The 21,452-nt window shown below is 56.3% G+C and carries 22 protein-coding genes and 1 tRNA gene; 14 read left to right on the forward strand and 9 right to left on the reverse strand.

The features are described 5' to 3' along the window. Nucleotides 1-45 precede the first annotated feature (45 nt). From Q0932_RS04935 to Q0932_RS04965, 7 genes are all read left to right on the forward strand, one after another. Nucleotides 46-1,812: an ATP-binding protein gene (locus Q0932_RS04935; RefSeq protein ID WP_299350201.1), complete on the forward strand. Its 1,767-nt coding sequence runs from the start codon at nt 46-48 to the stop codon at nt 1,810-1,812. Then, nucleotides 1,809-3,041, forward strand: coding sequence for a sigma-54 dependent transcriptional regulator (locus Q0932_RS04940; RefSeq protein ID WP_299350203.1), 1,233 nt, complete (start codon nt 1,809-1,811; stop codon nt 3,039-3,041). Before Q0932_RS04935 ends, Q0932_RS04940 begins: the two co-directional genes overlap by 4 nt. 259 nt (nt 3,042-3,300) lie before the next feature. Then, nucleotides 3,301-4,305, forward strand: a complete 1,005-nt coding sequence (locus Q0932_RS04945) for a DctP family TRAP transporter solute-binding subunit (RefSeq protein WP_299350204.1) — start codon at nt 3,301-3,303, stop codon at nt 4,303-4,305. A gap of 142 nt (nt 4,306-4,447) precedes the next feature. After that, nucleotides 4,448-5,113 (forward strand): TRAP transporter small permease, encoded by a 666-nt coding sequence (locus Q0932_RS04950; RefSeq protein WP_299350206.1) that lies wholly within the window; start codon nt 4,448-4,450, stop codon nt 5,111-5,113. Then, nucleotides 5,113-6,486 carry a TRAP transporter large permease gene (locus tag Q0932_RS04955; protein WP_299350208.1) on the forward strand — a complete coding sequence of 458 codons (1,374 nt, stop codon included), beginning with the start codon at nt 5,113-5,115 and terminating at the stop codon, nt 6,484-6,486. The genes Q0932_RS04950 and Q0932_RS04955 overlap by 1 nt, the downstream gene beginning before the upstream one ends. Before the next feature lie 139 nt (nt 6,487-6,625). Then, on the forward strand, nt 6,626-7,060 hold the full coding sequence (locus Q0932_RS04960; protein WP_299350210.1) for a hypothetical protein: 435 nt from the start codon (nt 6,626-6,628) through the stop codon (nt 7,058-7,060). A 78-nt stretch (nt 7,061-7,138) separates the two neighbouring features. After that, nucleotides 7,139-7,495, forward strand: coding sequence for a DUF6713 family protein (locus tag Q0932_RS04965; RefSeq protein ID WP_299350211.1), 357 nt, complete (start codon nt 7,139-7,141; stop codon nt 7,493-7,495). Nucleotides 7,496-7,534: 39 nt separating this feature from the next. On the opposite strand, the gene tpiA is transcribed toward Q0932_RS04965, so the two are convergent. The 7 genes from tpiA to Q0932_RS05000 all read right to left on the reverse strand — a co-directional run bounded on the left by tpiA (nt 7,535) and on the right by Q0932_RS05000 (nt 13,158). Further along, the gene (tpiA, locus tag Q0932_RS04970) at nt 7,535-8,281 is read right to left on the reverse strand and encodes a triose-phosphate isomerase (protein WP_299350213.1); all 747 of its coding nucleotides are present in this window, start codon (nt 8,279-8,281) and stop codon (nt 7,535-7,537) included. A gap of 125 nt (nt 8,282-8,406) precedes the next feature. After that, nucleotides 8,407-8,802, reverse strand: coding sequence for an iron-sulfur cluster assembly accessory protein (locus Q0932_RS04975; protein ID WP_299350215.1), 396 nt, complete (start codon nt 8,800-8,802; stop codon nt 8,407-8,409). 106 nt (nt 8,803-8,908) lie between these two features. Further along, nucleotides 8,909-10,102, reverse strand: a complete 1,194-nt coding sequence (locus Q0932_RS04980) for a glycerophosphodiester phosphodiesterase family protein (protein ID WP_299350639.1) — start codon at nt 10,100-10,102, stop codon at nt 8,909-8,911. A 119-nt stretch (nt 10,103-10,221) separates the two neighbouring features. Beyond that, nucleotides 10,222-10,584 carry an SUF system Fe-S cluster assembly protein gene (locus Q0932_RS04985; protein ID WP_299350217.1) on the reverse strand — a complete coding sequence of 121 codons (363 nt, stop codon included), beginning with the start codon at nt 10,582-10,584 and terminating at the stop codon, nt 10,222-10,224. A gap of 87 nt (nt 10,585-10,671) precedes the next feature. After that, on the reverse strand, nt 10,672-10,950 hold the full coding sequence (locus Q0932_RS04990) for a hypothetical protein (protein WP_299350219.1): 279 nt from the start codon (nt 10,948-10,950) through the stop codon (nt 10,672-10,674). Then, a complete protein-coding gene (locus Q0932_RS04995) occupies nt 10,947-11,840 on the reverse strand; it encodes an SPFH domain-containing protein (RefSeq protein ID WP_299350221.1) in 894 nt (297 codons plus the stop codon). Before Q0932_RS04995 ends, Q0932_RS04990 begins: the two co-directional genes overlap by 4 nt. Before the next feature lie 130 nt (nt 11,841-11,970). After that, a complete protein-coding gene (locus Q0932_RS05000; RefSeq protein ID WP_299350223.1) occupies nt 11,971-13,158 on the reverse strand; it encodes an MFS transporter in 1,188 nt (395 codons plus the stop codon). Between the two features lie 153 nt (nt 13,159-13,311). Between Q0932_RS05000 and tgt the strand changes: the two genes are divergently transcribed. The 3 genes from tgt (at nt 13,312) to Q0932_RS05015 (ending at nt 17,692) form a co-directional block, all read left to right on the forward strand. Continuing rightward, the gene (gene tgt / locus Q0932_RS05005) at nt 13,312-14,442 is read left to right on the forward strand and encodes a tRNA guanosine(34) transglycosylase Tgt (protein WP_299350225.1); all 1,131 of its coding nucleotides are present in this window, start codon (nt 13,312-13,314) and stop codon (nt 14,440-14,442) included. 256 nt (nt 14,443-14,698) lie between these two features. After that, nucleotides 14,699-17,095 (forward strand): endopeptidase La, encoded by a 2,397-nt coding sequence (gene lon, locus Q0932_RS05010; RefSeq protein ID WP_299350227.1) that lies wholly within the window; start codon nt 14,699-14,701, stop codon nt 17,093-17,095. A gap of 135 nt (nt 17,096-17,230) precedes the next feature. Further along, nucleotides 17,231-17,692: an HU family DNA-binding protein gene (locus Q0932_RS05015; protein WP_299350228.1), complete on the forward strand. Its 462-nt coding sequence runs from the start codon at nt 17,231-17,233 to the stop codon at nt 17,690-17,692. 140 nt (nt 17,693-17,832) lie between these two features. On the opposite strand, the gene Q0932_RS05020 is transcribed toward Q0932_RS05015, so the two are convergent. Further along, nucleotides 17,833-18,297, reverse strand: coding sequence for a MaoC family dehydratase (locus Q0932_RS05020; protein ID WP_299350229.1), 465 nt, complete (start codon nt 18,295-18,297; stop codon nt 17,833-17,835). A gap of 100 nt (nt 18,298-18,397) precedes the next feature. Here Q0932_RS05020 and Q0932_RS05025 point away from each other — a divergent pair. From Q0932_RS05025 to Q0932_RS05040, 4 genes are all read left to right on the forward strand, one after another. Further along, nucleotides 18,398-18,473 (forward strand) — tRNA-Val (locus Q0932_RS05025). A gap of 92 nt (nt 18,474-18,565) precedes the next feature. Continuing rightward, a complete protein-coding gene (locus Q0932_RS05030) occupies nt 18,566-18,823 on the forward strand; it encodes a DUF6538 domain-containing protein (RefSeq protein WP_299350230.1) in 258 nt (85 codons plus the stop codon). Between the two features lie 273 nt (nt 18,824-19,096). Next, entirely contained in the window at nt 19,097-19,402 is a 306-nt protein-coding gene (locus Q0932_RS05035) for a hypothetical protein (RefSeq protein WP_299350231.1), read from the forward strand. A gap of 350 nt (nt 19,403-19,752) precedes the next feature. Then, nucleotides 19,753-20,166 (forward strand): hypothetical protein, encoded by a 414-nt coding sequence (locus tag Q0932_RS05040; protein ID WP_299350233.1) that lies wholly within the window; start codon nt 19,753-19,755, stop codon nt 20,164-20,166. A 363-nt stretch (nt 20,167-20,529) separates the two neighbouring features. Here Q0932_RS05040 and Q0932_RS05045 read toward each other — a convergent pair whose 3' ends face one another. Further along, nucleotides 20,530-21,264 (reverse strand): VPLPA-CTERM sorting domain-containing protein, encoded by a 735-nt coding sequence (locus Q0932_RS05045; RefSeq protein ID WP_299350234.1) that lies wholly within the window; start codon nt 21,262-21,264, stop codon nt 20,530-20,532. Nucleotides 21,265-21,452 lie beyond the last annotated feature (188 nt).

Here is a 21,452-nt window from a genome sequence, read left to right on the forward strand (position 1 = left end):
CAAGTGGCTGGCCTTTGCAAGGGGGCAGGCGTTAATCTTAGCCCTATGAAGAGATGGGTTTGCCAACGCATAGCGATTCTGACGGTGTTTGCCGTGCTTCTGGCTGTGGTGCCGGGCGCGGTTTGGCGCATTGGCTATGGTCAGGCGCTGGACCAATTGGCGCAACGGGGCGAAGCCGACCTTGCGCTTGCTGCGGACCGTCTGACAGCGCAGCTGCAACGCTATCAGGAACTTGCCGTTCTTTTGACGTCGCATCCGGCGCTAACCAGCCTGCCAAATGGCGGGAACCAAGAGGCCGCGCGCGCGTTGTTGCGAGAGGCAGCCGACAAGACGGCGGCACTGAACCTCTATTATGCAAATCCCGAGGGCAGGGTCCTGGCCTCTGCCTTTGAGGCAGATGACATGATAACAACCGGTGCGCCGCATTTCGAACGCGCGATGAACGGCGCGCTGGGCGTGCATCATTTCCGCGATACGGCCACCGGCTTGCGCCATTTCCTGTTCGCCTCTCCCAGTTTCGCCGAGGACGACAGGGTCAGCGGTGTACTGACTGTAAGTGTTGATATCGACTACGTGGAAAGCAATTGGCAAGGCGACGGCCCGGCGGTGTTCTTTATTGACGAACAAGGTCTGGTTTTTATCACAAATCGGGATGAGATGCTGTTCTGGGAGCGTCGGCCCGGCGATACCGGGCTGGTGCCTCCTCAGGGTGCCGCACCGCCCTTTAACGACTATGAACGGGCCGGTCATACATTGTGGCGGCTGGACTGGGGGCCTTATATCCCGGACCGCGGCATGCATATGGTGCAACCATTGCCAGTGATTGCCATGCGCGGCGAAGCCGTACTGGATGTCGCCCCGGCAACACGTATTGCATCCCTACAGGCAGCGGCTGTCGCGGCGTTGATCTTTGCCTTTGGTGTGTTCCTGTATCAGGCTATTCAGCGGCGTCGTGTGTTGGCCGAAGCAAACGCCGTGCTGGAAGAACGTGTGATGCTGCGCACGCAAGCGCTCTCGGACACCAACATCCAGCTAAGGCGTGAAATCACTGAGCGGCAAGAGGCTGAAGCCGCGTTGAAGCAAGCGCAAGCAGATTTGGTACAGGCCGGTAAACTCAGTGCGCTGGGCCAGATGTCAGCCGGTATCAGCCACGAATTGAACCAGCCCTTGATGGCCATTCAGCAATTTGCCGAGAATGGCGAGCAGTTCATGGCGCGCGGCAAGACCGAGGTGGCCGGCGAAAACCTGTCGCGGATTTCAGCGCTGGCGGGCCGGATGGCTCGGATCATCCGCAACTTGCGTGCTTTTGCCAGAAATGAAAGTGAACCCATGGGGCGCGTGGATATCGTTTCAGTTGTACAATCCTCGCTGGAACTGACCCAAGCGCGGCTACGTGGCGATCAGGTCACGCTCGAGTGGCAACCGCCCGCAGCACCGATCTGGGTTCGGGGTGGCGAAGTGCGATTGGGGCAGGTGCTGGTCAATCTTATTTCCAATGCCGCCGATGCCATGATGGAAAGCGACCACCGGGTTATTCGAATTGCTGTGAGCGCCAAGGATCGCGTGACCATTCAAGTCTCGGATACAGGGCCCGGTATTGCTGAACCAGAAAAGATCTTCGATCCATTCTTTTCCACGAAAGAGGTGGGCAGCGCCGAAGGCATGGGACTGGGCCTGTCGATCTCCTATGGTCTGGTGCAATCTTTTGGCGGCAATATTCGCGGAGCCAACGCGCCCGAAGGGGGCGCGATCTTTACCGTGGAACTGGATTACTGGGACGACCAGAGACAAGACGGAGAACAGGCCGCATGACGCGTAAAGTACTTTTGGTGGATGACGACCTTGCGGTGCGCGAGGCGCTGGGCCAGACGCTGGAATTGGCTGATCTGGATGCCGTCACTGCGGGGAGTTTCATTGAGGCCAAAGATCACATTGCGCGAGATTTTGATGGGGTGATCGTGTCGGACATTCGCATGCCGGGGCGCGATGGATTTCATCTCCTGAGCTATACGCACGATGTGGACAGCGAATTGCCGGTTATCCTGTTGACCGGAGAGGGGGACATCCCCATGGCGGTTGCGGCGATGGGCAAGGGGGCGTTCGACTTTCTTGAAAAACCCTGCGCCCCCAAGGATCTCGTGCGTGTCATCAACCGGGCGCTGCAAACTCGTGCGCTGGTGTTGGAAAATCGCCGCCTTAAGGCACAACTGGAAACTGGCGATCCGGCAGCACGGATGCTGTTTGGCACTTCTGATCTGGCCGAGGCGCTTCGGATGCGTGTGCGCAATGTTGCCCGCACGACCGCCGAAGTTCTGGTCACTGGCGCACCGGGGACAGGCATTTCCAAGGTGGCCGAGGTCGTGCACCTCTGTTCCCCCCTCAGCAAGGGACCGTTCGGTAAGTATTCTGCCGCAGGCATGGATCCGGCGCGATTTGATCGTGCGACCGAAGACGCCAAGAGCGGCAGCTTGTTCATAGACGAGATCACGGCGATGCCGATGGAAACGCAGTTTGCCCTGATGACCATGATGGAGCAGGGCAATCACCCCCGCCTGATCTTTGGCAGCACAGCGGATCTGGGGCGCGCAGTCGAACAGGGGTTACTGCATGCAGACCTGTTCTATCGCCTCGACGCGATGCAGGTCCGTATTCCGGCTCTGTCCGAGCGCCCCGAGGATATCCCCGTGCTTTTTCGACACTACGTGGCCCAGGCTGCTGAGCAAGCGGGGCTCAGCCCACCTGAGATCATGCCCGATATGCTGGCAGAGTTGATGGCGAGGGATTGGCCCGGCAATGCCCGTGCGCTGATGAGCGTCGCCATGCGGTTTACACTTGGCCTGCAGGATGGTGACGAAGAAGCCGGGGCTGGCAATCTGGGTTTGGTCGAACAAATGGCGCAGGTGGAACGCTCTCTTTTGACGGAAGCCTTGCGCCGGGCAAGGGGGCGGGCTTCAGCCGCCGCCACAGCCCTGAAACTGCCGAGAAAGACCTTTTACGACAAGCTCAGCAAACATGGGTTGCGCGCCGAGGACTTTCGTTAGGGAGTGTGTGCGGGTGTGCGAAAATCCGCACAGTTGCCTGTCGGTCCCGTGCGGGAAATCGCACAGAATTGCAAAGTCTGAATGTGTGGGGCAAAGGTTTCTTTCTTCAGTGCTTTGAAAATAGGCGAAAAATTCGCCCATCAGCCAAAAAACAAACAAAGTGTTGAGCGGTTTTCTGCTTGGCTTCACAGTTTCGTTAACGCCCCGTGGAGCGAGGGGTGTGACTGACATTGCTACGAAACACTGGGGAGGAGACCCTATGAAATATCTAACAACTGCTGCCACCGCACTGGCCCTGACCGTAACCGCAGGCACCGCCGCGTTTGCTGGTTGTGACGACGGCGAGATCGTCGTCAAGTTCAGCCACGTGACCAACACCGACAAGCACCCCAAAGGCATCGCCGCCTCGCTGCTGGAGCAGCGCATCAACGACGAGATGAACGGCACCATGTGCATGGAAGTGTTCCCGAACTCGACCCTTTACAATGACAACAAGGTTCTCGAAGCCATGTTGCAGGGCGACGTTCAGCTGGCAGCACCTTCGCTGTCGAAGTTTGAAAAGTTCACCAAGCAATTCCGCATCTTCGATCTGCCCTTCATGTTCAAAGACGTGAACGCGGTTGACGCATTCCAGGCGTCGGACGCTGGCCAAGGTCTCTTGGACTCGATGCAGCGCCGCGGCCTGCAGGGTCTTGCATACTGGCACAACGGCATGAAGCAGATGTCAGCCAACGTACCGCTGGTTTCTCCTTCGGACGCCAATGGCCTGAAATTCCGCGTTCAATCGTCGGATGTTCTGGTTGCCCAAATGGAAGCCATCGGCGGTTCGCCCCAGAAAATGGCCTTCTCGGAAGTGTATGGCGCGCTGCAACAGGGCGTTGTGGACGGTCAGGAAAACACCTGGTCGAACATCTACGGCAAGAAGTTCTTTGAAGTTCAAGACGGTGTCACTGAGACCAACCACGGCATCATCGACTATCTGGTTGTGACTAACGTTGACTGGCTGGACAGCCTGGACGCAGATGTACGTGACCAGTTCCTGACGATCCTGGGCGAAGTCACCACCACTCGCAACGCCGAGTCGACTGCTGTGAACAACGCCGCGAAAGAGTCGATCGTGGCTGCAGGCGGTACCATCCGTCAGCTGACCGCAGAACAGCGCCAAGAGTGGGTCGACACAATGCGCCCTGTCTGGGACAAGTTCTCGGATGACGTAGGCCAGGAAAACATCGACGCCGCACAGGCGATCAACGCGGCCATGTAATCGCGAGGTGCGCCTGCTAAGGGCGCACCCGACTTTGGGCGGGCCAACGAGTCCGCCCTTTTTTGAACGCGCAGTACACAAAATCCGGATCACCTAACCGGACATGGCTGTGCCTTAACCAAAATTTCGGGGACATGGGGACATGCAACACAAGCATAGTTTCGTGGACCGGATCGAGGAGACGCTGATTGCGATCCTCCTTGGGCTGATGACGGTGATTACTTTTGCCAACGTCATTGCCCGGTTCGGCTTTAACTCAAATATTCTCTGGGCGCTGGAACTTACGGTGTTCCTGTTCGGCTGGCTTGTGCTGCTGGGCGCGTCCTATGCGGTCAAGAAACACAGTCATCTTGGTGTCGATGCGATCATCAACATGGTACCCGCAGGCGTGGCACGCATTATGGGCATCATCGCGGTCGCGGCCTGCCTGTTGTTCTCGGTCTTTATGGTCAAGGGCGCTTATGATTACTGGGCCGTGTTTGCGGACCTGCCGCCCACCTCGGGCCGTTGGTTCCCAACGGGCTTTGCCGACAAGTTCCGCAGCCAAAGTTTCTACGAGGTTCAGGACGTGCCGATGATCGGCATCTTCCGCTTCCTTGAAGACCTGATCAATTACGGCGACGAATACGAAAAGCTGCCCAAAGTGGTGCCATATCTCGTGTTGCCGGTATCGATGCTGTTGTTGCTCTATCGCTTTGCACAGGCCTCGATGCAGATCTGGCGCGGTGAAACCGACCGTCTGGTCGCCAGCCACGAAGTCGAAGACGAGATTGAAGAAGTACGAGCTCAGCAAGGGGAGCATGACTGATGGAAGTCGTTCTACTATTCGCGATGGTCATCGGCCTGTTGCTGATCGGTGTACCTATCGCTGTTTCATTGGGTCTGTCATCGATCCTGTTCCTGTTGTTCTTCTCGGACGCTACGCTGGCCTCTGTCGCGGGTACATTGTTCGAAGCTTTTGAGGGACACTTCACACTTCTGGCGATCCCGTTCTTTATCCTCGCATCGTCGTTCATGACGACCGGTGGCGTGGCGCAGCGGATCATCCGCTTTTCCATCGCCTGCGTAGGGCACCTGCCGGGTGGTCTAGCGATTGCGGGCGTGTTCGCATGTATGATGTTTGCGGCTCTTTCGGGTTCTTCGCCTGCAACGGTGGTGGCCATCGGCTCTATCGTGATCGCGGGCATGCGTCAGGTGGGCTATACCAAGGAATTCGCCGCCGGTGTGATCTGTAACGCAGGCACGCTGGGCATCCTGATCCCGCCTTCGATCGTGATGGTGGTTTACGCTGCCGCAGTAGAAGTCTCGGTTGGCCGGATGTTCCTCGCAGGCGTTATTCCGGGCCTTATGGCTGGCATCATGCTGATGGTCACGATCTACGTCATGGCCAAGGTCAAGAACCTGCCCAAAGGTGAATGGCGCGGTTGGGGTGAGATCTTTGAATCCGGCGCAGAAGCTGGTTGGGGTCTGTTCCTGATCGTCATCATCCTGGGTGGGATTTATGGCGGGATTTTCACGCCGACTGAAGCCGCTGCTGTAGCCGCTGTCTATTCGTTCCTGATCGCGTCTTTCATCTATAAAGACATGGGACCTCTGGCGGACCGGGGCAATGGTAAGGGCAAGCTTTTGCGCAAGCCGCATGCTCTGATTACCGCTCTGGTTCACGAAGACACCAAACACACGTTGTTTGAGGCTGGCAAACTGACAGTGACGCTGTTGTTCGTGATCGCCAACGCGCTGATCCTGAAGCATGTTCTGACCGAACAACAAGTGCCTCAGCACATCGCTGGTGCGATGCTGAGCGCGGGCTTTGGACCAGTCATGTTCCTGATCGTGGTGAACGTGATCCTGCTGATCGGTGGACAGTTCATGGAGCCATCGGGCCTCTTGGTGATTGTTGCACCACTGGTGTTCCCCATTGCCATCCAGCTGGGCATCGACCCGATCCACCTTGGCATCATCATGGTGGTCAACATGGAGATCGGGATGATTACGCCACCTGTGGGTCTGAACCTCTTCGTGACGTCAGGGGTCGCAGGCATGCCGATGATGAGTGTCGTACGCGCTGCCTTGCCATTCCTGGCCGTGCTGTTCGTCTTCCTGATCATGGTGACTTACATTCCGGTGATCTCGACCTTCCTGCCCAACACCTTCATGGGGCCGGAGATCATAACCCACTAGGGAAAAACAAAGTATTGAAGCGGTCCCGGTATGTTCCGGGGCCGTTTTTGTTTTTGGGCTCTGCAATCTGATATTTATCAAAGTCTGGGGCCGGGCAGGGTGCTAACAAGCAGAGACGCGAAACTTAGGGGAGGTTTTCATGACCCTCAGCAAACGCCAATTTCTGATGATGGGGGCAGCGGCCTGTGTGCCAGGTCATGTGCTGGCTTTCTCAGGGTCTGAACGGTCCCAAAGCCCTCTGCCGGGCATCGACGTAATCCTGACCAAAGAAGCGCCGGCAGGTGGGGAATTGATTGAGCCTATCCACATCGACGGAGAACATGGCAAGGCGCTGGTCAAGATGGGGCCGAAACAGGCGTCTACCTTGCTGGCCAATATCCTCGCGCCAAAACTGCAAGACCTTTCGGGCATTTCCGGCAAGACCTGGCATTGGGTGTTGTCGAGCCATCTGAGTGATGAGGTCGTTATGGCCGTGCTAAAGGGTGGGGCCACTGAACTCCGCGGCATGCAATTTGCCGATGACAATGGTGCCACGACATGGGGGCTCAAAATCGCGGCGTCGGGGGCTGAGTAAGACGTTTGAAATCGTCTTTGAAACGCCTTCCAATGTGCTTGGCTGGTCTTCTGCGGTACGGGACCATGAAGAGGCAACATGTCTGATGTACTCTACTACGCTTTGGTCGGCGCTTTTCTGGCGCATGAATTGGATGCGGTGCGGCGTCACGAATGGCGGATATTGCCGTTAACCAGCTTTCTGCCGGACCCTGTGGGCGCACAGGTGTTCATCTGGGCCCATGTGCCGTTGATCACGCTGATCCTCTGGGGCGGCGATGGTAGCTCGGTCAACTCTGTACGTCTTGGACTCGCCGGCTTTTCAATACTTCACGTCGGCTTGCATGTTCTGTTCCGGCGCCACCCGGACAATGAGTTCAACACCGTCGCGTCATGGGGGCTGATCTTGCTAACCGGAGGGCTGGGATGTGCCTATCTGGTGGCTGCGCTGGGTTAGCTGCATTGCCCTGTGAGAGGTCTCTTTGCAATGCAAATCCTAGGCGACATCCAATGCCTTAACGATCGCCCCGAAATCCGTCGCTTTCAGGCTCGCGCCGCCCACCAGAGCGCCATCGACATTGGAAACCGCAAAGATATCTTCGGCGTTGTCGGGTTTCACTGAGCCGCCATAGAGCAGGCGAATGGCGTCGCCGATCTCATTCCCGAAGCGCCCAATCAGAGCGCCGCGCAGAAAATTGTGGACCTCTTCGATTTGCTCCATCGACGGGATCAGCCCAGTGCCGATGGCCCAAATGGGTTCATAGGCGATGACAGTATTGTCGGCTGTCGCGCCGTCGGGCAGGGAGCCCGCCAACTGTGTGCCGATCACATCAATGGTGTCTCCCGCTTCGCGCTGTACGAGGCTTTCGCCAAGGCAGACCACGGCGACCAACCCGGCGTCCCACGCGGCAGCCGTTTTGGCAGCGATGTCGGCATTGCTCTCACCGTGATCCGTGCGGCGTTCGGAATGGCCGGTGATCACATGTGTGGCACCCGCATCCGCGATCATGGCGGCCGCAGTGTCGCCAGTGTGGGCGCCAGAGGTGTTGGCGTGGCAATCCTGTCCACCAATGGCCAGCGCTGAGCCATTGGTGGCGTCAGCGGCCCGCGAGATCAGCGTCGCGGGGGGGCAAATCAACAAGTCGGTCTGTGTGGTCTCTGTTGCGGCGATGGCGCGCAGCTCCTCCAACGCGCCAGAAATACCGTTCATCTTCCAATTGCCTGCTGCCAGTTTGCGTCGCATGTCATGTCCCTGAAACCATTTGTTGCCCCGTTTTCTGCGCTCAGGGCATGGGCGTCAAGCCTGCCTTGCGTCGCATGGCAGGTCCTGCCGGCGCACAGCAACCAACGACACTTAGCAAATAGAGTTTAGCTGAGGTTCGGAACGCCATAATCGCGATTGGCGGCGAGTGTTTCAATATCGTCGAACTTGATCGACTCACCACACCCACAAGCTTCGGATACGTTGGGATTGTTGAACTTGAAACCGGATTCCAGCAGCGACACCTCATAGTCAATCTCGGTGCCAAACAGGAACATCTGCGCCATCGGGGCAATCATCACCACGGCGCCGTCCTGCTCGACCACCTCATCATGAGGGTCGGTCTCGGTCACATAGTCCATCGTGTATTCCATACCCGCACAGCCGCCTTTTTTGACGCCGATACGCAGGCCGGAATGGCCGTCTTTCTCCATCAGGCGGGCAATTTGTGCCGCCGCCTTTGGGGTCATGGTCACGGCCTGTTTGCCGGGAATGCCGAACATGTGGGGTTCCTCGCGGGTTTCGAGTGACAAAATAGGTCAGGATTGTCCCCGCATCAAGATGGCCCCGCCGGATTTCTCTGCCGGAGCCGGTCACGTTTCGTTGCGATTACGACGCGTCGGGCATCATGCAGTTGGCGTAGTAGGTCACGGTAGCAGGCCAATCCGAGAAGATGCCTTCGATACCGACGTCCTGCGCCAGAACGTGTAGCAGCTCAAAATACATGGCATCGCTGCCCGTCACGTCCTTAACGGTCTGGAAGTACCAGCCGCCGCCGTTTTCCAGCGGGCCAGAGCGTTCCAGTGTCCAGGTGATGAGTTTCAACCCAGCGTTTTTGGCCTCTTTGGTATAGGCCGAAGGAACGATTTCGCCGTTCTCAACGGTGACCAGCATCCACATCGGGGGGGCGATGTAGTTGACGCCCTTGGCATGCAGTTCGACAAAGTCATGCGGGAAGGTTTCAGGGTCGTTCGAGTCGAAGCCGTCGATGTTGTAGCTGTCATCAAGGAATACAGCTTGCTGGCCAAATTCAGGTTCGTTTTCAATCCAGTAAAGGACGTCGTTGAGGTTGAAAGATTGGGCCCAGACATCCGATGCCGGGATTCCGGCTGCTTTGTATTCGTCAATTAACTTCTGAGCATAGTCAGCTTGGGTAAATCCATTGAATGGCATCTCGACCGAGGGCGATTTCAGCTCGGGTGTGAACTTGGCACCAAGATCCCGGAACAGGGCAATCGACTCGGCATGGGTCATCAACGTGCCTTTGGTGGCATATAGATCGGTGCGCCATCCTGCGGTGCCGTCCATATAGGCTTCCACCGTTGTGGCTGCGGCATCTGCGGCATCCATTTTGCCATTCAGTGTGCGAAACTCGGCCAGTGTGATGTCCGAGGCGCGGCACTCGGCCGTCGCCTTGGCATCACCGTTCGCAGGTGAAAACCCGGCGGTGCATTTTGCGGCCAGATCTGTGGCAAGAATGTTGGTGGTGGTGTGAAGATCGTTCTGAGCGTGGCGGCAGACCAGTTCAAGATCCTTGGTAAATGTCACGTCGCACTCGAGAATCGCAGCCCCCATGCGTGTGGCAGCTCGGTTTGACTCGACGGTATGTTCGGGAAACATCAAGGGCGCGCCTCGGTGGCCGATTGAAAAGGGATGTGGCTTCATTGCCATGTTTTCGCAGGCCTGAAGGCGCTGTTTCAGCGGTCCGTCCTGCATTTGATTGATCAGATAGTAGGGGCGAGGGCCCAAGTCGACATCAGCTGCCAGTGCAGGCAGCGGAGAAATGGCCAGAGCGGCCAGCATTACAGTGCGCAACATGCGAAACACTCCTGTTGGAAAAGGATCGTGTGTTTGCAGTCGCGCGTGGGCGTAACAGCGCAATGGCAACGCTGTTAAGAAATGGTGATGTTTGGATGACGGTTTTACATAAAGCCCAGCTCGAGGCGGGCTTCGTCGGACATCATCTCCATGCCCCACGGTGGAGACCAGACCAGTTCAACCTCAACGTTGCGCACGCCGGCAACACCGGCAATCGCCTCTTGGACCCAACCCGGCATTTCGCCGGCAACCGGGCACCCAGGTGCGGTCAGGGTCATGATGACACTCACGTCATTCTCATCCGAGATCTCAATCGTATAGATCAAACCCAGATCGTAGATGTTAACCGGGATCTCCGGGTCATAGACGCTGCGGCAGGCCTCAACCGATGCCTCGTGCAACGGGTGGTCTGTGCTCGAGGGCGCAATCAATGGGGTGCCCTCGATGGGGTCGGTTGCCTGGGTCATGTCCGGGTCCTGTCTCAATCCTGAGTGAACATATAGGGTTTAGACACGACGAGGTCCAGAGGGTGTGAACGCGCTATTTCGTACCACTCAATTGTCGTTGATATCGTGGTTGAAGGTTTTCACCTGACCTTTGGGCAATGCAAAAAAGCGTTTCAATAGCAGCCAGGACACCAGCGACAGGGCGGCAAAGATCAACAACAGCATTGGAACCGACAACAGCGCAGCGGGGCCAAGCAGCAGCAGGCCGACCAAGGCCGCGCCGATGGCAAACCCCAAAAAGACAAAGCCCGGCACCAACACCTCGAGAATGGCCAGCACCAATGCAGATGCCAGCCAAACCCACCATGTCGTCATCAGCGCAGTCATTTGGCACCACCCTTCAACATTTTGAACGCATCCCCAAAAGCTTCCAACGCTTGCGCGGGAACAATCACGGTCTGCTGGCCTTCACCACCCCCAAGCGCGTTCAGAGCTTCGACCTGTTTCAGCGCAACCTGATACTGGGCCGCTTCGATCCCGTTATCGCGGATCGCTTTGGCAACCACTTCCGTTGCATAGGCTTCGGCATCAGCCTGAATGCGGCGGGCTTTGGCGATTTGTTCTGCGGCATAAAGCTCTGCATCCGCGTTCAGCTCGACCGCGCGCTTGGTTCCTTCGGCTTCGGTCACTTGAGCGCGGCGCGCACGTTCAGCGTTCAGCTGTTGTAGCATGGCGTCGCGGGTGGCCTGATCCAGATTCACGTCCAGAATCTCGGCGCGCGTCACCTCGATGCCCCAATCATCCACAGCATCTTCGACGCTCGTTTGGATCTGGTTGATCAGCTGGGCGCGGTTTGATTGTACCTCATCAAGGTCCATTTTACCGATTTCGGCCCGCACGATGCCAGCGACGGTGGTCGCAATTGCGCCATCTACGTCACGGATTCGGTAAACCGTCTTTTCCGGCTCAAGAATGCGATAAAACACCGAGGTGTCGATCTGGACCAAAACGTTGTCTTTGGTGATGGCGTCCTGCGTCGCGTTCGGCAATTGGCGCTCTAGGATCGAAATCCTGTGACGCGCCACATCAAGAAACGGCACGATAAAATTGATACCGGGCCCAAGCACCGAATGCAGGCGGCCAAACCGCTCGACCACATATTTCTCGGATTGCGGTACGATCTTGATGCCTTTGACAACTACGACAATCAAAAGCACGGCGCCAAGCAGCAAAACAATGTTGGCGGTCAATAGATCTAGAATAAATTCTTCTGACATAAAAAATCTCCACTGGGTATACATTGGTATACAAATGGGGGTTGAGTCGGGTGTTTTCAAGACAGGTATGTCGCGAAATGGCGGCTGAGTCTCGTGATTTTTTTGCTGTCTTGCCGGGATACTCGCGGGGTCAGGGGCCTTGGATTTCTCCCAGCCTGCGTCGGCGCAAGTGCAGGTATTCGTGAGCGACAGCGCCAAGCACGTAAAGAACTGCGATGCAGGTAAAAGCGAGGGTTGGTCCCCCATGCACCAACAAAGCCAATAAGATTGGGGTGCCTAGGAGATTGCCGACGTTGCCCATTTGCGCCAACGCCCCATTGGCCAGCGCGCGGGATTCAAGCGAGGCGTTGAGTTGTGGAACGGCTGCAAAGGTTGCGCCCTGAACCAGACCAAGAGCTGCAAATAGCGTGATAGCAACCACCCCGACCGGAACGCCATGAGGCAAAAGGCCCAAAACCAAAACAGACAGGACGAACCCAAGGACCACCACGCGCACGGCCGCGATCCGTGTTAGCAGAACCGGCACACACAAGAGGGAAACAGCAATACTGGCCAGAGGTATTGCGCCGATGATGACCGCACGCGTCTCAACGGGTAAGAGCGGGGGCAACAGGGTCAGGAGCGAAACAAAGGTCAGCGTGTAAAAGACCCAGCCCAGCGCGGCCGCAGAGATATAGGGCGAACGGTAGGATTGGGCGTGCTGTCGCAGAATATGTCCCATGGACAACGAGGGGCGGACCCCGGCCTGAGCGGCCGCGCCTCGCAGGAGCATCCCCAACCCAAGCGCCAGCGCGGCCATAACCATAGCGTGCAGCAGGAACAGCGCTTCGAGGCCGGCGACGTCAATCAAGGGCAACCCCAGCCAAGCGGTCAGGGCAAAGCTGACACCAAAGAACGTGCTCCAAAGTGAAAGCGCCGCGCCGCGAATGCGATCAGTGCTGATCTGAGCGATCAGAGTCGGGGCCGCCACAACGATGCCGAGGTGAGACAGGCCTTCGATCAGGCGCGAGAGCATCATAAGGGGCAATGCAGGCAGCGTGGCCTGCCAGAGTGAACAGATGGCACCGAGCAACAGCGCGGCGACAAGGATGCGCAAGCTGCCGACTTGTCCGGCCAAGGTACCTGCAACCATTCCCAAACCAGCGCCAAGCGCGCTGATCAGGGTTAAGAGCCAACCGATTGAGGCCCCCGCTTGCGGATATAGGGCCTGCACAAGATCAAACGGCACAGCAATTTTAGAGAACTGTGCGGCAGCTGTCAGACCCGCAAGCCAAAGCAGGAAGATGGCAAAGAGAGACAGTTGGAAGGACAGGCGCATGTCGCAAGCGTTAGCCGAGAAATCCGACCAAGGCCACGGCAATCGGCCCTCGCGACCAGTGCGGTCAGAGATTTTGATTGTCCCCTGGGCTTGGCAAGGGGCGGCAATTGGCGCTAAAGGCAGCGATCAGCAGATTTGCGGGATAGGATAGGTATGTCGGGCAAGTTTTCCTTTGAGCTCAAAGCCACAGATGGCAACGCACGAATGGGTGTGATCTCCACGCCCCGCGGCGAGATCCGCACGCCTGCCTTTATGCCCGTCGGCACTGCGGCGACTGTGAAAGCGATGATGCCAGAGTCGGTGCGCGCAACCGGAGCCGACATTCTTCTGGGCAATACCTATCACCTGATGTTGCGCCCGACGGCGGAGCGCATCGACCGATTGGGCGGGCTGCACAAGTTCATGAACTGGGAGCGTCCGATCCTGACGGACTCCGGCGGATTTCAGGTGATGTCGCTGGCAGAACTTCGCAAGCTGACCGAGAAGGGTGTGACTTTCAAAAGCCACATTGACGGTAGCAAACACGAACTGACGCCCGAACGCTCGATGGAGATCCAGCGATTGTTGGGATCGGACATCGTCATGTGTTTTGACGAATGCCCCGCGCTGCCCGCCGACCGCGACCGGATAGCCAGCTCAATGCGTCTGTCAATGCGGTGGGCCGAGCGTTCACGGGTGGCATTTGGAGATCGTCCGGGGCACGCACTGTTCGGTATCCAGCAGGGCGGTCTGGAACAGGATTTCCGGGAAGAAAGCGCCGAGGCTCTGAAGGCCATCGGATTCGAGGGCTATGCAGTTGGTGGCCTTGCGGTGGGTGAAGGGCAAGAGGCGATGTTTGGCTGCCTTGATTATGCACCGGATATGCTGCCAACCGACAAGCCGCGCTATCTGATGGGCGTGGGCAAGCCGGATGATATTGTTGGCGCCGTCGCGCGAGGCATCGACATGATGGATTGTGTATTGCCGTCGCGGTCTGGCCGAACCGGGCAGGTCTTTACCCGGCACGGTGTTGTGAATATCAAGAACGCCCGCCACGCCGATGATCCGCGTCCTTTGGACGAACGCTGCAGTTGTCCAGCCTGCTCCAACTATTCCCGGGCTTATCTGCACCACGTTTTCCGCGCCAATGAGATGATTTCAGGCATGCTGCTGACCTGGCACAACCTGCATTACTTTCAAGAGATCATGCAGGGTATGCGGGACGCAATTGCCGCGGGCACGTTTGACGCGTGGCAAAAGGATTTCCACGAAGGACGTGCGCAAGGCGATATTGAGCCTTTGTGAGGCACCAGTGGTTCGGCGCGCTTGCAGGCAAGCCGCAAGTCGCCCCGCGACTATCTCGTCGAGGTCGAATTTTCCTGTGGATTAAACACAAAGCGTGCTTGCACCTCTGTTCTGGCGAGGGCATTCTGCGTGCCACCATCTGGATTGGTTGAAATTCGGCGCACAGAACCCAAATTGATCATTCAGGAAACGGAAATGGCCAAAAGGTTGCCTATGTCAGGGACCTGCGCTGTTTTGCCAAGAACAAGGACTGAGCATGTTAGAACCCCTTAACGCATCCTACCCAGTACTGCCGCTGCGCGATATTGTGGTCTTTCCACATATGATTGTGCCGCTGTTTGTCGGTCGCGACAAATCCGTGCGGGCGCTGGAAGAGGTGATGCAGGACGACAAGCAGATTTTGCTGTCGAGTCAGGTTGATCCCGCACAGGACGACCCAGAAGCCGACGATATCTATCGCGCCGGGGTGCTGGCCAATGTGCTGCAACTGCTGAAGCTGCCTGATGGCACCGTCAAGGTGTTGGTCGAAGGTGTTGCACGCGTGCAGATCACGGAATTCCTGACCAACGAAGATTTCTTTGAGGGCCGCGCTGAGTATCTCAGCGAACTGCCCGGCGACGCCGCCACGATCGAAGCGCTGTTGCGCACCGTAGGCGATGAGTTTGAGCGCTACGCCAAGGTCAGAAAGAACATCCCCGAAGAGGCGCTGGCCGCCGTTGCAGAAACCGTTGAGCCGGCCAAACTGGCCGATCTGGTGTCTGGTCATCTCGGGATTGAAGTCGACCAAAAACAAGAGTTGCTTGAGACGCTGTCCGTCAGCGAGCGCCTCGAAAAGGTCTATGGCCTGATGCAGGGCGAAATGAGCGTCCTGCAGGTTGAGAAAAAGATAAAAACCCGCGTCAAATCCCAGATGGAGAAAACCCAGCGCGAATACTATCTGAATGAGCAAATGAAGGCCATTCAGAAAGAGTTGGGTGATGGCGAAGATGGCTCAAATGAAGTTGCCGAGCTGGAAGCGAAGATTGCTGAGACCAAGCTTTCTAAAGAGGCCAAGGAAAAGGCCGACGCAGAGCTGAAAAAGCTGAAGAACATGTCGCCGATGAGTGCCGAGGCCACGGTTGTACGCAACTATCTCGACTGGATGCTCAGCATCCCGTGGGGCAAGAAAGGTCGCGTCAAGAAAGACCTGAACAAAGCACAGTCTGTGTTGGATGACGATCACTATGGCCTTGAAAAGGTTAAAGAACGCATCGTTGAGTACCTTGCCGTGCAGCAGCGTTCGAAAAAACTGAAAGGCCCGATCATGTGCCTTGTCGGCCCTCCGGGCGTGGGCAAAACTTCGCTTGGGAAGTCGGTGGCCAAGGCCACGGGGCGCGAATTTATTCGCATCTCGCTGGGTGGCGTGCGCGACGAGTCTGAGATTCGCGGTCACCGCCGAACTTACATCGGCTCGATGCCCGGCAAGATCATTCAGGCGCTGAAAAAGGCCAAGACCACCAACCCGCTGATCCTGCTCGACGAGATCGACAAGATGGGTCAGGACTTCCGGGGTGATCCTGCTTCGGCCATGCTCGAGGTTCTTGATCCCGAACAGAACGGCACCTTTGTCGACCACTATCTCGAGGTCGAATATGACCTCTCGAACGTGATGTTCCTGACCACGGCGAACAGCTACAACATGCCGGGCCCGCTGCTGGACCGGATGGAAGTCATCCCGCTGGCCGGCTACACCGAAGACGAAAAGCGCGAGATCGCCAAACAGCACCTGATCGCTAAGCAGGTCAAGAACCACGGTCTGAAAAAGTCCGAGTTCGAGATCACCGATGAGGCACTGACCGAAGTCATCCAGCGTTACACTCGCGAGGCGGGCGTGCGGAACCTTGAGCGTGAGATCGCCAAGCTGGCACGCAAGGCGGTCACCCAGATCGTCAAGAAAGAAGCCGAACACGTGACTGTCACGGCTGAGAATGTTGATGATTTCCTTGGCGTGAAGAAATTCCGTTATGGGCTGGCAGAACAGGACGATCAGGTGGGTGTTGTCACCGGTCTGGCCTGGACGAGTGTCGGCGGCGATCTTCTGTCGATCGAAGCACTGCGCTTGCCGGGCAAGGGTCGGATGAAGACCACTGGTAAGCTGGGCGATGTGATGAAAGAATCCATCGATGCGGCCTCAAGCTATGTGCGGTCGATCAGCCCAAAAATCGGGGTGAAACCACCGCAGTTTGAAAAGTGGGACATCCACGTGCACGTGCCCGACGGCGCGACGCCCAAAGACGGCCCTTCGGCCGGTCTCGCGATGGTGACGTCGATTGTGTCGGTTCTGACAGGCATTCCGGTGCGCAGGGATATCGCCATGACCGGCGAGGTTTCTTTGCGGGGCAACGCGATGCCAATCGGTGGTTTGAAAGAGAAACTGCTGGCTGCATTGCGCGGGGGTATCAAGACCGTTCTGATCCCGGAAGAAAACGAGAAAGATCTCGCGGAAATTCCGGATAACGTCAAAGAAGGTCTGGATATTATCCCTGTGACCCATGTCTCCGAAGTGCTGAAACTGGCCCTTGTGGGCGAGCCGGAAGCGGTAGAATGGGATGAGGCCGCAGAAGCCGCGGCTGCTCTTGCCAAAGAGGCAGGGACAGGCGCGACAGCGCACTAAATCGACGACACAAAGACAAAGCAAAAGGCGCGGGGTTTCTCGCGCGTTTCTCTTGTCGCGTCAGAATGCAGGCTGGCCACGTTTCCATTACGCTGTTAGGTTGCTTCCAAATAAACAACAATGGTGAGGCGAAGCATGGCTCGGGCAACAACAAGTACGCGCAGCAAGACTGCGGGCACAAAGAAAACCACCACGAAGACCACCAGAAAAGCGGCTCCTAAGGCACCCGTGGCCCCAAAGACCGCCAAGCCAGCGACCAAAGTCGCTCCGGTTGTTGTGCAGGAATCCACCCTGGTGGTCAGTGCGCCTGACCTGAAGAAGGTCGATCTTGTCGATATGGTTGTTGAACGTTCAGGCATCAAAAAGAAATTTGCCAAGCCAGCAATCGAGGCGGCCCTTGCTGTGCTCGGAGAGGCGTTGGCTGAGGGGCGCAGCCTAAATCTGCGTCCGTTGGGCAAGGTTAAGGTTCTGAAGTCAAAAGAAGTCAGCAACGGCACCGTTATTACGACGCGCGTCCGCCAACCGCTTGAGACAGCGGGCGCCGCGGCAACGGCCCCGAAAGATGACGCTCAGGGACCTGCCGACACATCCGACTGAGGCGACGATTGCACCACTGGGTGAATAGCTCAGCTGTAGGACGTTTCGTTTAGATCGAAGATGTCAGAAGCAGACATCTCTCATCATACACCAGTTTTCCGGGGCGCTCCCTTTGTCGGTGAGCGCCCGAATTGTTTGGATCAGAGCCGCATCAGGTAGGACTGATGCCCCTCGACCACCAACACGGCGTCTTGATTGTGAATGCGGATCGCCACGGTCAGCACGCCGGTTGTTGTGCCAGGTTTCAGAGCAGTGATTTCGAACTCGGGGTATATTGTATCACCACAATAAACCGGTTTCAGAAACCGAGAGGATTGCTCGATGAAGCCGATCAGCGCTTCGCCCATTTCATGCGCAAGAGGGCTGGCACCGATCGCCGCTTGGATCAACGTCTGATAACCATGCGCCATCAGATCTTTGTGCCCCATGCGGTTTAGATAGGTGCGGTCATAGTGGATTGGGTGATTGTCGCCACTTGCCGCTTGAAACGATGCAAAGACCCCCTCGGTCATGGTGCGCGAGGGGGCACGAAACACCTCGCCGATTTGAAAGTCCGTGAAAGGGCGGGGCGGGAGCATCTGGTGCTGCGTGGGATCAAAAGTCATGCATCTATTGCGCACTGTCTGGACGTCTATGTCAATTTCTCAAAAAGGCGAAACTTGCCTCTTGCACATGATCGAAACACCGTCTAAATACCCGCTCACCGGGTCGTTAGCTCAGTTGGTAGAGCGCTTCGTTTACACCGAAGATGTCGGGAGTTCGAGCCTCTCACGACCCACCACTCTATCCCATTGATATCGCACATATCCATGTATATCAGGGTGTTGCGCTGCCTCAACTAGTACACAGAGGCGGTACACAATGAGATACGTTATGCCCAACCCAATATTGATCGGACGAACCTACTATCTACGCGTCAGGGTGCCTAATGATGTTGCTGAGTTCGCGCGTGGGACGATGATTGCCGTTCTTGTAGGCGATAAATTCGTCACAGTGAAGGTTGGAGACGTGGTCAAAGTGTCTTTGAAGTCTCCAGATGCCGACGAAGCCAAGCAACGGTTTACACAAGTGCTGGCGGCTGTAGACGCCCACTGGGGGGGGGCGCTGAGATGTGGTCCTGCTAGGCTATAACCCACAAGCAGTGCGTAGCCCTTGCTGGGGGAGTTGAGGAGCGACTGGGTCTCCATCTTGGACGAGAACCCCGGCGACCCCGCAATGTGGCGACACGTTCAGTCACTGGACTTCGAGGCCAAACAATTGAGGTCACACCCATTTGCAGACCTGATGGTGGGCCCGCTGCCAGCGCCATGCAACAAAGCAGGGCTGGAGAGGCGTTTCAGCGGCTTCGCTGACGTAGCCCTGCGGCGACATGGTTTGGTGGTGGACGCTGAGACGAGATCGCGCTTGCTGCCGCTGATAGCTGAGGCGATGAGCGAAGCCGTCGCGGTCAACCTGAAAAAAGCACAAGGGGATTACAGCGATAGTGGCGAGACTGCCAAGTACCCAGAGTTCATTCCACAACAGCCAGCAAGTGACATTTTCAAATCACCAACACCTAAAGTTCTGACGTCCTCTGTAATCATTGATGAGGAAGATAGGCGCAGGTCCTTAGGCAGAGAGGGAAAGCCATTGCCAGAGAGGACCTTAAGGAAGTTCCGCAAGGCGGCCACAGAATTCGCTGAATATAGAGGAAGCGAGGATGCATCCTAGGTTGCAGCTGAAGACGTGGAAAGTTGGAAGCTTAACCTCCTTGAAGAAGGGGAATTGGCCAACAACACAATCGCTCAACGCCTCCAGAACCTCAGCACGGTGATGCAATGGGGCCAGCAACATACCCTCGGAAACTTTACGCACACCAGAACCCGGTGAACGTAGTCAAACGCCCAAATAAGCGTGGTGTACGGAGTGAAGATCGAACCCTTCGCCTTGATGAGGCAAGGGCTATCCTGACGGCTGCACGGGCAGAGGCAACTCCAACTTTGAGGTGGCTTCCTTGGTTGATGGCTTATTCTGGAGCGAGGGTTAGTGAAGTTGCTCAATTGTGCGCAAAGGACTTCTTCATGGATGAAGGATATTGGTTCTACGTGCTGACAACTAAAGGCAAAAAGACGCTCAAGAACGAACACAGCATCAGGAAAGTGCCTGTGCATCCCGATTTGTTAGCCAAGGGCCTTCTTGAATTTGTGGATGGGTGCAGGAAGGATCCGCAGAGCAAGTTGTTCATGCGAACGGCTCAGCAGGAGTTGTCGGTCTGGGTGCGGTCTAAAGTTGGGGTGACACGCGAGGAAGCCGCGCCTAACCATGGTTGGCGTCACCTCTTTGAGGACATGGCGATGGACGGCGAAATGACAACAGCAGCAAAACTGTACATTGCAGGGCGGGCTTCTGGAGGGTCGGCTGATGGGTATGGCAAGAGTGATGCGATGTTGCCGGGGTTGGCTCGTGAAATGCAAAAGATCAAGTCGTACCTTTAGACAAGGAAGTGTGGCGAGACATGCTGGTGTGCCAGAAGGACCGGATAAAGGAGCTGGGTGGGTAGGAAGGCAAACGGGATGTCTCTCAAGTGTACGACTACGGGCTTACCGAAGAGATGTTGCGAGACGTTCAGAAGAGCGTCTGGGATGCGCCAAAAAAGCAGGGCCACCTGAAGGAATACTGAGGAAAGACCAAGCTAGACAACGATGGTTGCTTTCATTGGGGTCTTCTTGGTGGGGAGATTGTCCACTGACTAGGTTGTACGCATACCAAGCAATTAGGACCGCTCGGAGCAACACATAACCAAAAAGAGAACGACCACTGGGCCGTCCTCCTTGGTAGAGCGATAATTTTCTGCCTGGTTAAATCTTACGGCGACGTCTACCAGCAAAACCAAGCCCGCCTAGTGCGCCCAAGAGCAGCAGTCCCGCTGCGGGAATTGGAACAGTGGCAACCGTAATAGGATTACATCCGCTGTTCGCACCTGTGACACTCTCATTCGCTCCCACACAATCGATGCGAACACTGCCGTTTCTACCATAGACAATTTCCCCATTTGCAAGAGTGTTTCCGGTCCAGTCAACTGAGATTAGATTGTTCCAGCTATCACCAAAATCGACCCAATAGCCCGATTGCTTCTTGATTTGCGTGTTGTTCGTCTCTCCCCCGTGCAGCTTTGCAACACTTGTGGTGGCGTCAGTCAAGACCGTTCCTAGCAGGTCGTCCAAGAAAAACGTCGCAGAGATCTTTGTTGCATCCGCAAACGTGCCAATGACAGTCAACACATTGTCACCGTGCGGAGTATTACCTAGCAGCGAAAAGTAGAAGAAATCCAAATTGAAAGGATCAGGAGTAGCGTCTGCTACTGGTGCATCGTAGGTCATGGTAGTGACCTCACCCTGCGTTATCTCCTGAAGGCACCGCCCGCCCCAACATTTTGTGTCATTGGATGTCTTTACTGGTGAGAAGATAAAATCATTCTCCACCCATGGGTCCGGGTTTCCATTTGCACCATCGAAATTCATCACAGCTGCATTTGCAGACGGCACGGCTATTACACCCAAAATCAAGGCAAATAGTGCATTTCTAACTCTCATAACAATCTCCCCCTGTACACTTCAAAATGACTTTGGGTATTCTCAGCCCAAAATGAAATTTGGGCAAGATTGCCACAAAATTGACGCAATTGCAATAATCGAAACACAAGCTCAAGCTTTCCGTGCATGCCTTTTTGGCTTAGTCAGAATTCATTTTTGGCTCATCTGAAACAATGACCTGCTAAATC

This window comes from uncultured Shimia sp. (assembly GCF_947498095.1).
Lineage (GTDB): Bacteria > Pseudomonadota > Alphaproteobacteria > Rhodobacterales > Rhodobacteraceae > Shimia.

What these genes read in the sequence shown, in the direction of transcription:
- Q0932_RS05030 (WP_299350230.1), top strand. Translation starts at nt 18,566, where the DNA reads ATGCCCAACCCAATATTGATCGGACGAACCTACTATCTACGCGTCAGG.
- Q0932_RS05045 (WP_299350234.1), bottom strand. Translation starts at nt 21,264, where the DNA reads ATGAGAGTTAGAAATGCACTATTTGCCTTGATTTTGGGTGTAATAGCC.
- Q0932_RS05000 (WP_299350223.1), bottom strand. Translation starts at nt 13,158, where the DNA reads ATGCGCCTGTCCTTCCAACTGTCTCTCTTTGCCATCTTCCTGCTTTGG.
- Q0932_RS04935 (WP_299350201.1), top strand. Translation starts at nt 46, where the DNA reads ATGAAGAGATGGGTTTGCCAACGCATAGCGATTCTGACGGTGTTTGCC.
- tpiA (WP_299350213.1), bottom strand. Translation starts at nt 8,281, where the DNA reads ATGCGACGCAAACTGGCAGCAGGCAATTGGAAGATGAACGGTATTTCT.
- Q0932_RS04940 (WP_299350203.1), top strand. Translation starts at nt 1,809, where the DNA reads ATGACGCGTAAAGTACTTTTGGTGGATGACGACCTTGCGGTGCGCGAG.
- Q0932_RS04975 (WP_299350215.1), bottom strand. Translation starts at nt 8,802, where the DNA reads ATGTTCGGCATTCCCGGCAAACAGGCCGTGACCATGACCCCAAAGGCG.
- Q0932_RS05040 (WP_299350233.1), top strand. Translation starts at nt 19,753, where the DNA reads ATGGATGAAGGATATTGGTTCTACGTGCTGACAACTAAAGGCAAAAAG.
- tgt (WP_299350225.1), top strand. Translation starts at nt 13,312, where the DNA reads ATGTCGGGCAAGTTTTCCTTTGAGCTCAAAGCCACAGATGGCAACGCA.
- Q0932_RS04965 (WP_299350211.1), top strand. Translation starts at nt 7,139, where the DNA reads ATGTCTGATGTACTCTACTACGCTTTGGTCGGCGCTTTTCTGGCGCAT.
- Q0932_RS04960 (WP_299350210.1), top strand. Translation starts at nt 6,626, where the DNA reads ATGACCCTCAGCAAACGCCAATTTCTGATGATGGGGGCAGCGGCCTGT.
- Q0932_RS04990 (WP_299350219.1), bottom strand. Translation starts at nt 10,950, where the DNA reads ATGACTGCGCTGATGACGACATGGTGGGTTTGGCTGGCATCTGCATTG.
- Q0932_RS05015 (WP_299350228.1), top strand. Translation starts at nt 17,231, where the DNA reads ATGGCTCGGGCAACAACAAGTACGCGCAGCAAGACTGCGGGCACAAAG.
- Q0932_RS04955 (WP_299350208.1), top strand. Translation starts at nt 5,113, where the DNA reads ATGGAAGTCGTTCTACTATTCGCGATGGTCATCGGCCTGTTGCTGATC.
- Q0932_RS04945 (WP_299350204.1), top strand. Translation starts at nt 3,301, where the DNA reads ATGAAATATCTAACAACTGCTGCCACCGCACTGGCCCTGACCGTAACC.
- Q0932_RS04980 (WP_299350639.1), bottom strand. Translation starts at nt 10,102, where the DNA reads ATGCTGGCCGCTCTGGCCATTTCTCCGCTGCCTGCACTGGCAGCTGAT.
- Q0932_RS05020 (WP_299350229.1), bottom strand. Translation starts at nt 18,297, where the DNA reads ATGACTTTTGATCCCACGCAGCACCAGATGCTCCCGCCCCGCCCTTTC.
- lon (WP_299350227.1), top strand. Translation starts at nt 14,699, where the DNA reads ATGTTAGAACCCCTTAACGCATCCTACCCAGTACTGCCGCTGCGCGAT.
- Q0932_RS04995 (WP_299350221.1), bottom strand. Translation starts at nt 11,840, where the DNA reads ATGTCAGAAGAATTTATTCTAGATCTATTGACCGCCAACATTGTTTTG.
- Q0932_RS04985 (WP_299350217.1), bottom strand. Translation starts at nt 10,584, where the DNA reads ATGACCCAGGCAACCGACCCCATCGAGGGCACCCCATTGATTGCGCCC.
- Q0932_RS04950 (WP_299350206.1), top strand. Translation starts at nt 4,448, where the DNA reads ATGCAACACAAGCATAGTTTCGTGGACCGGATCGAGGAGACGCTGATT.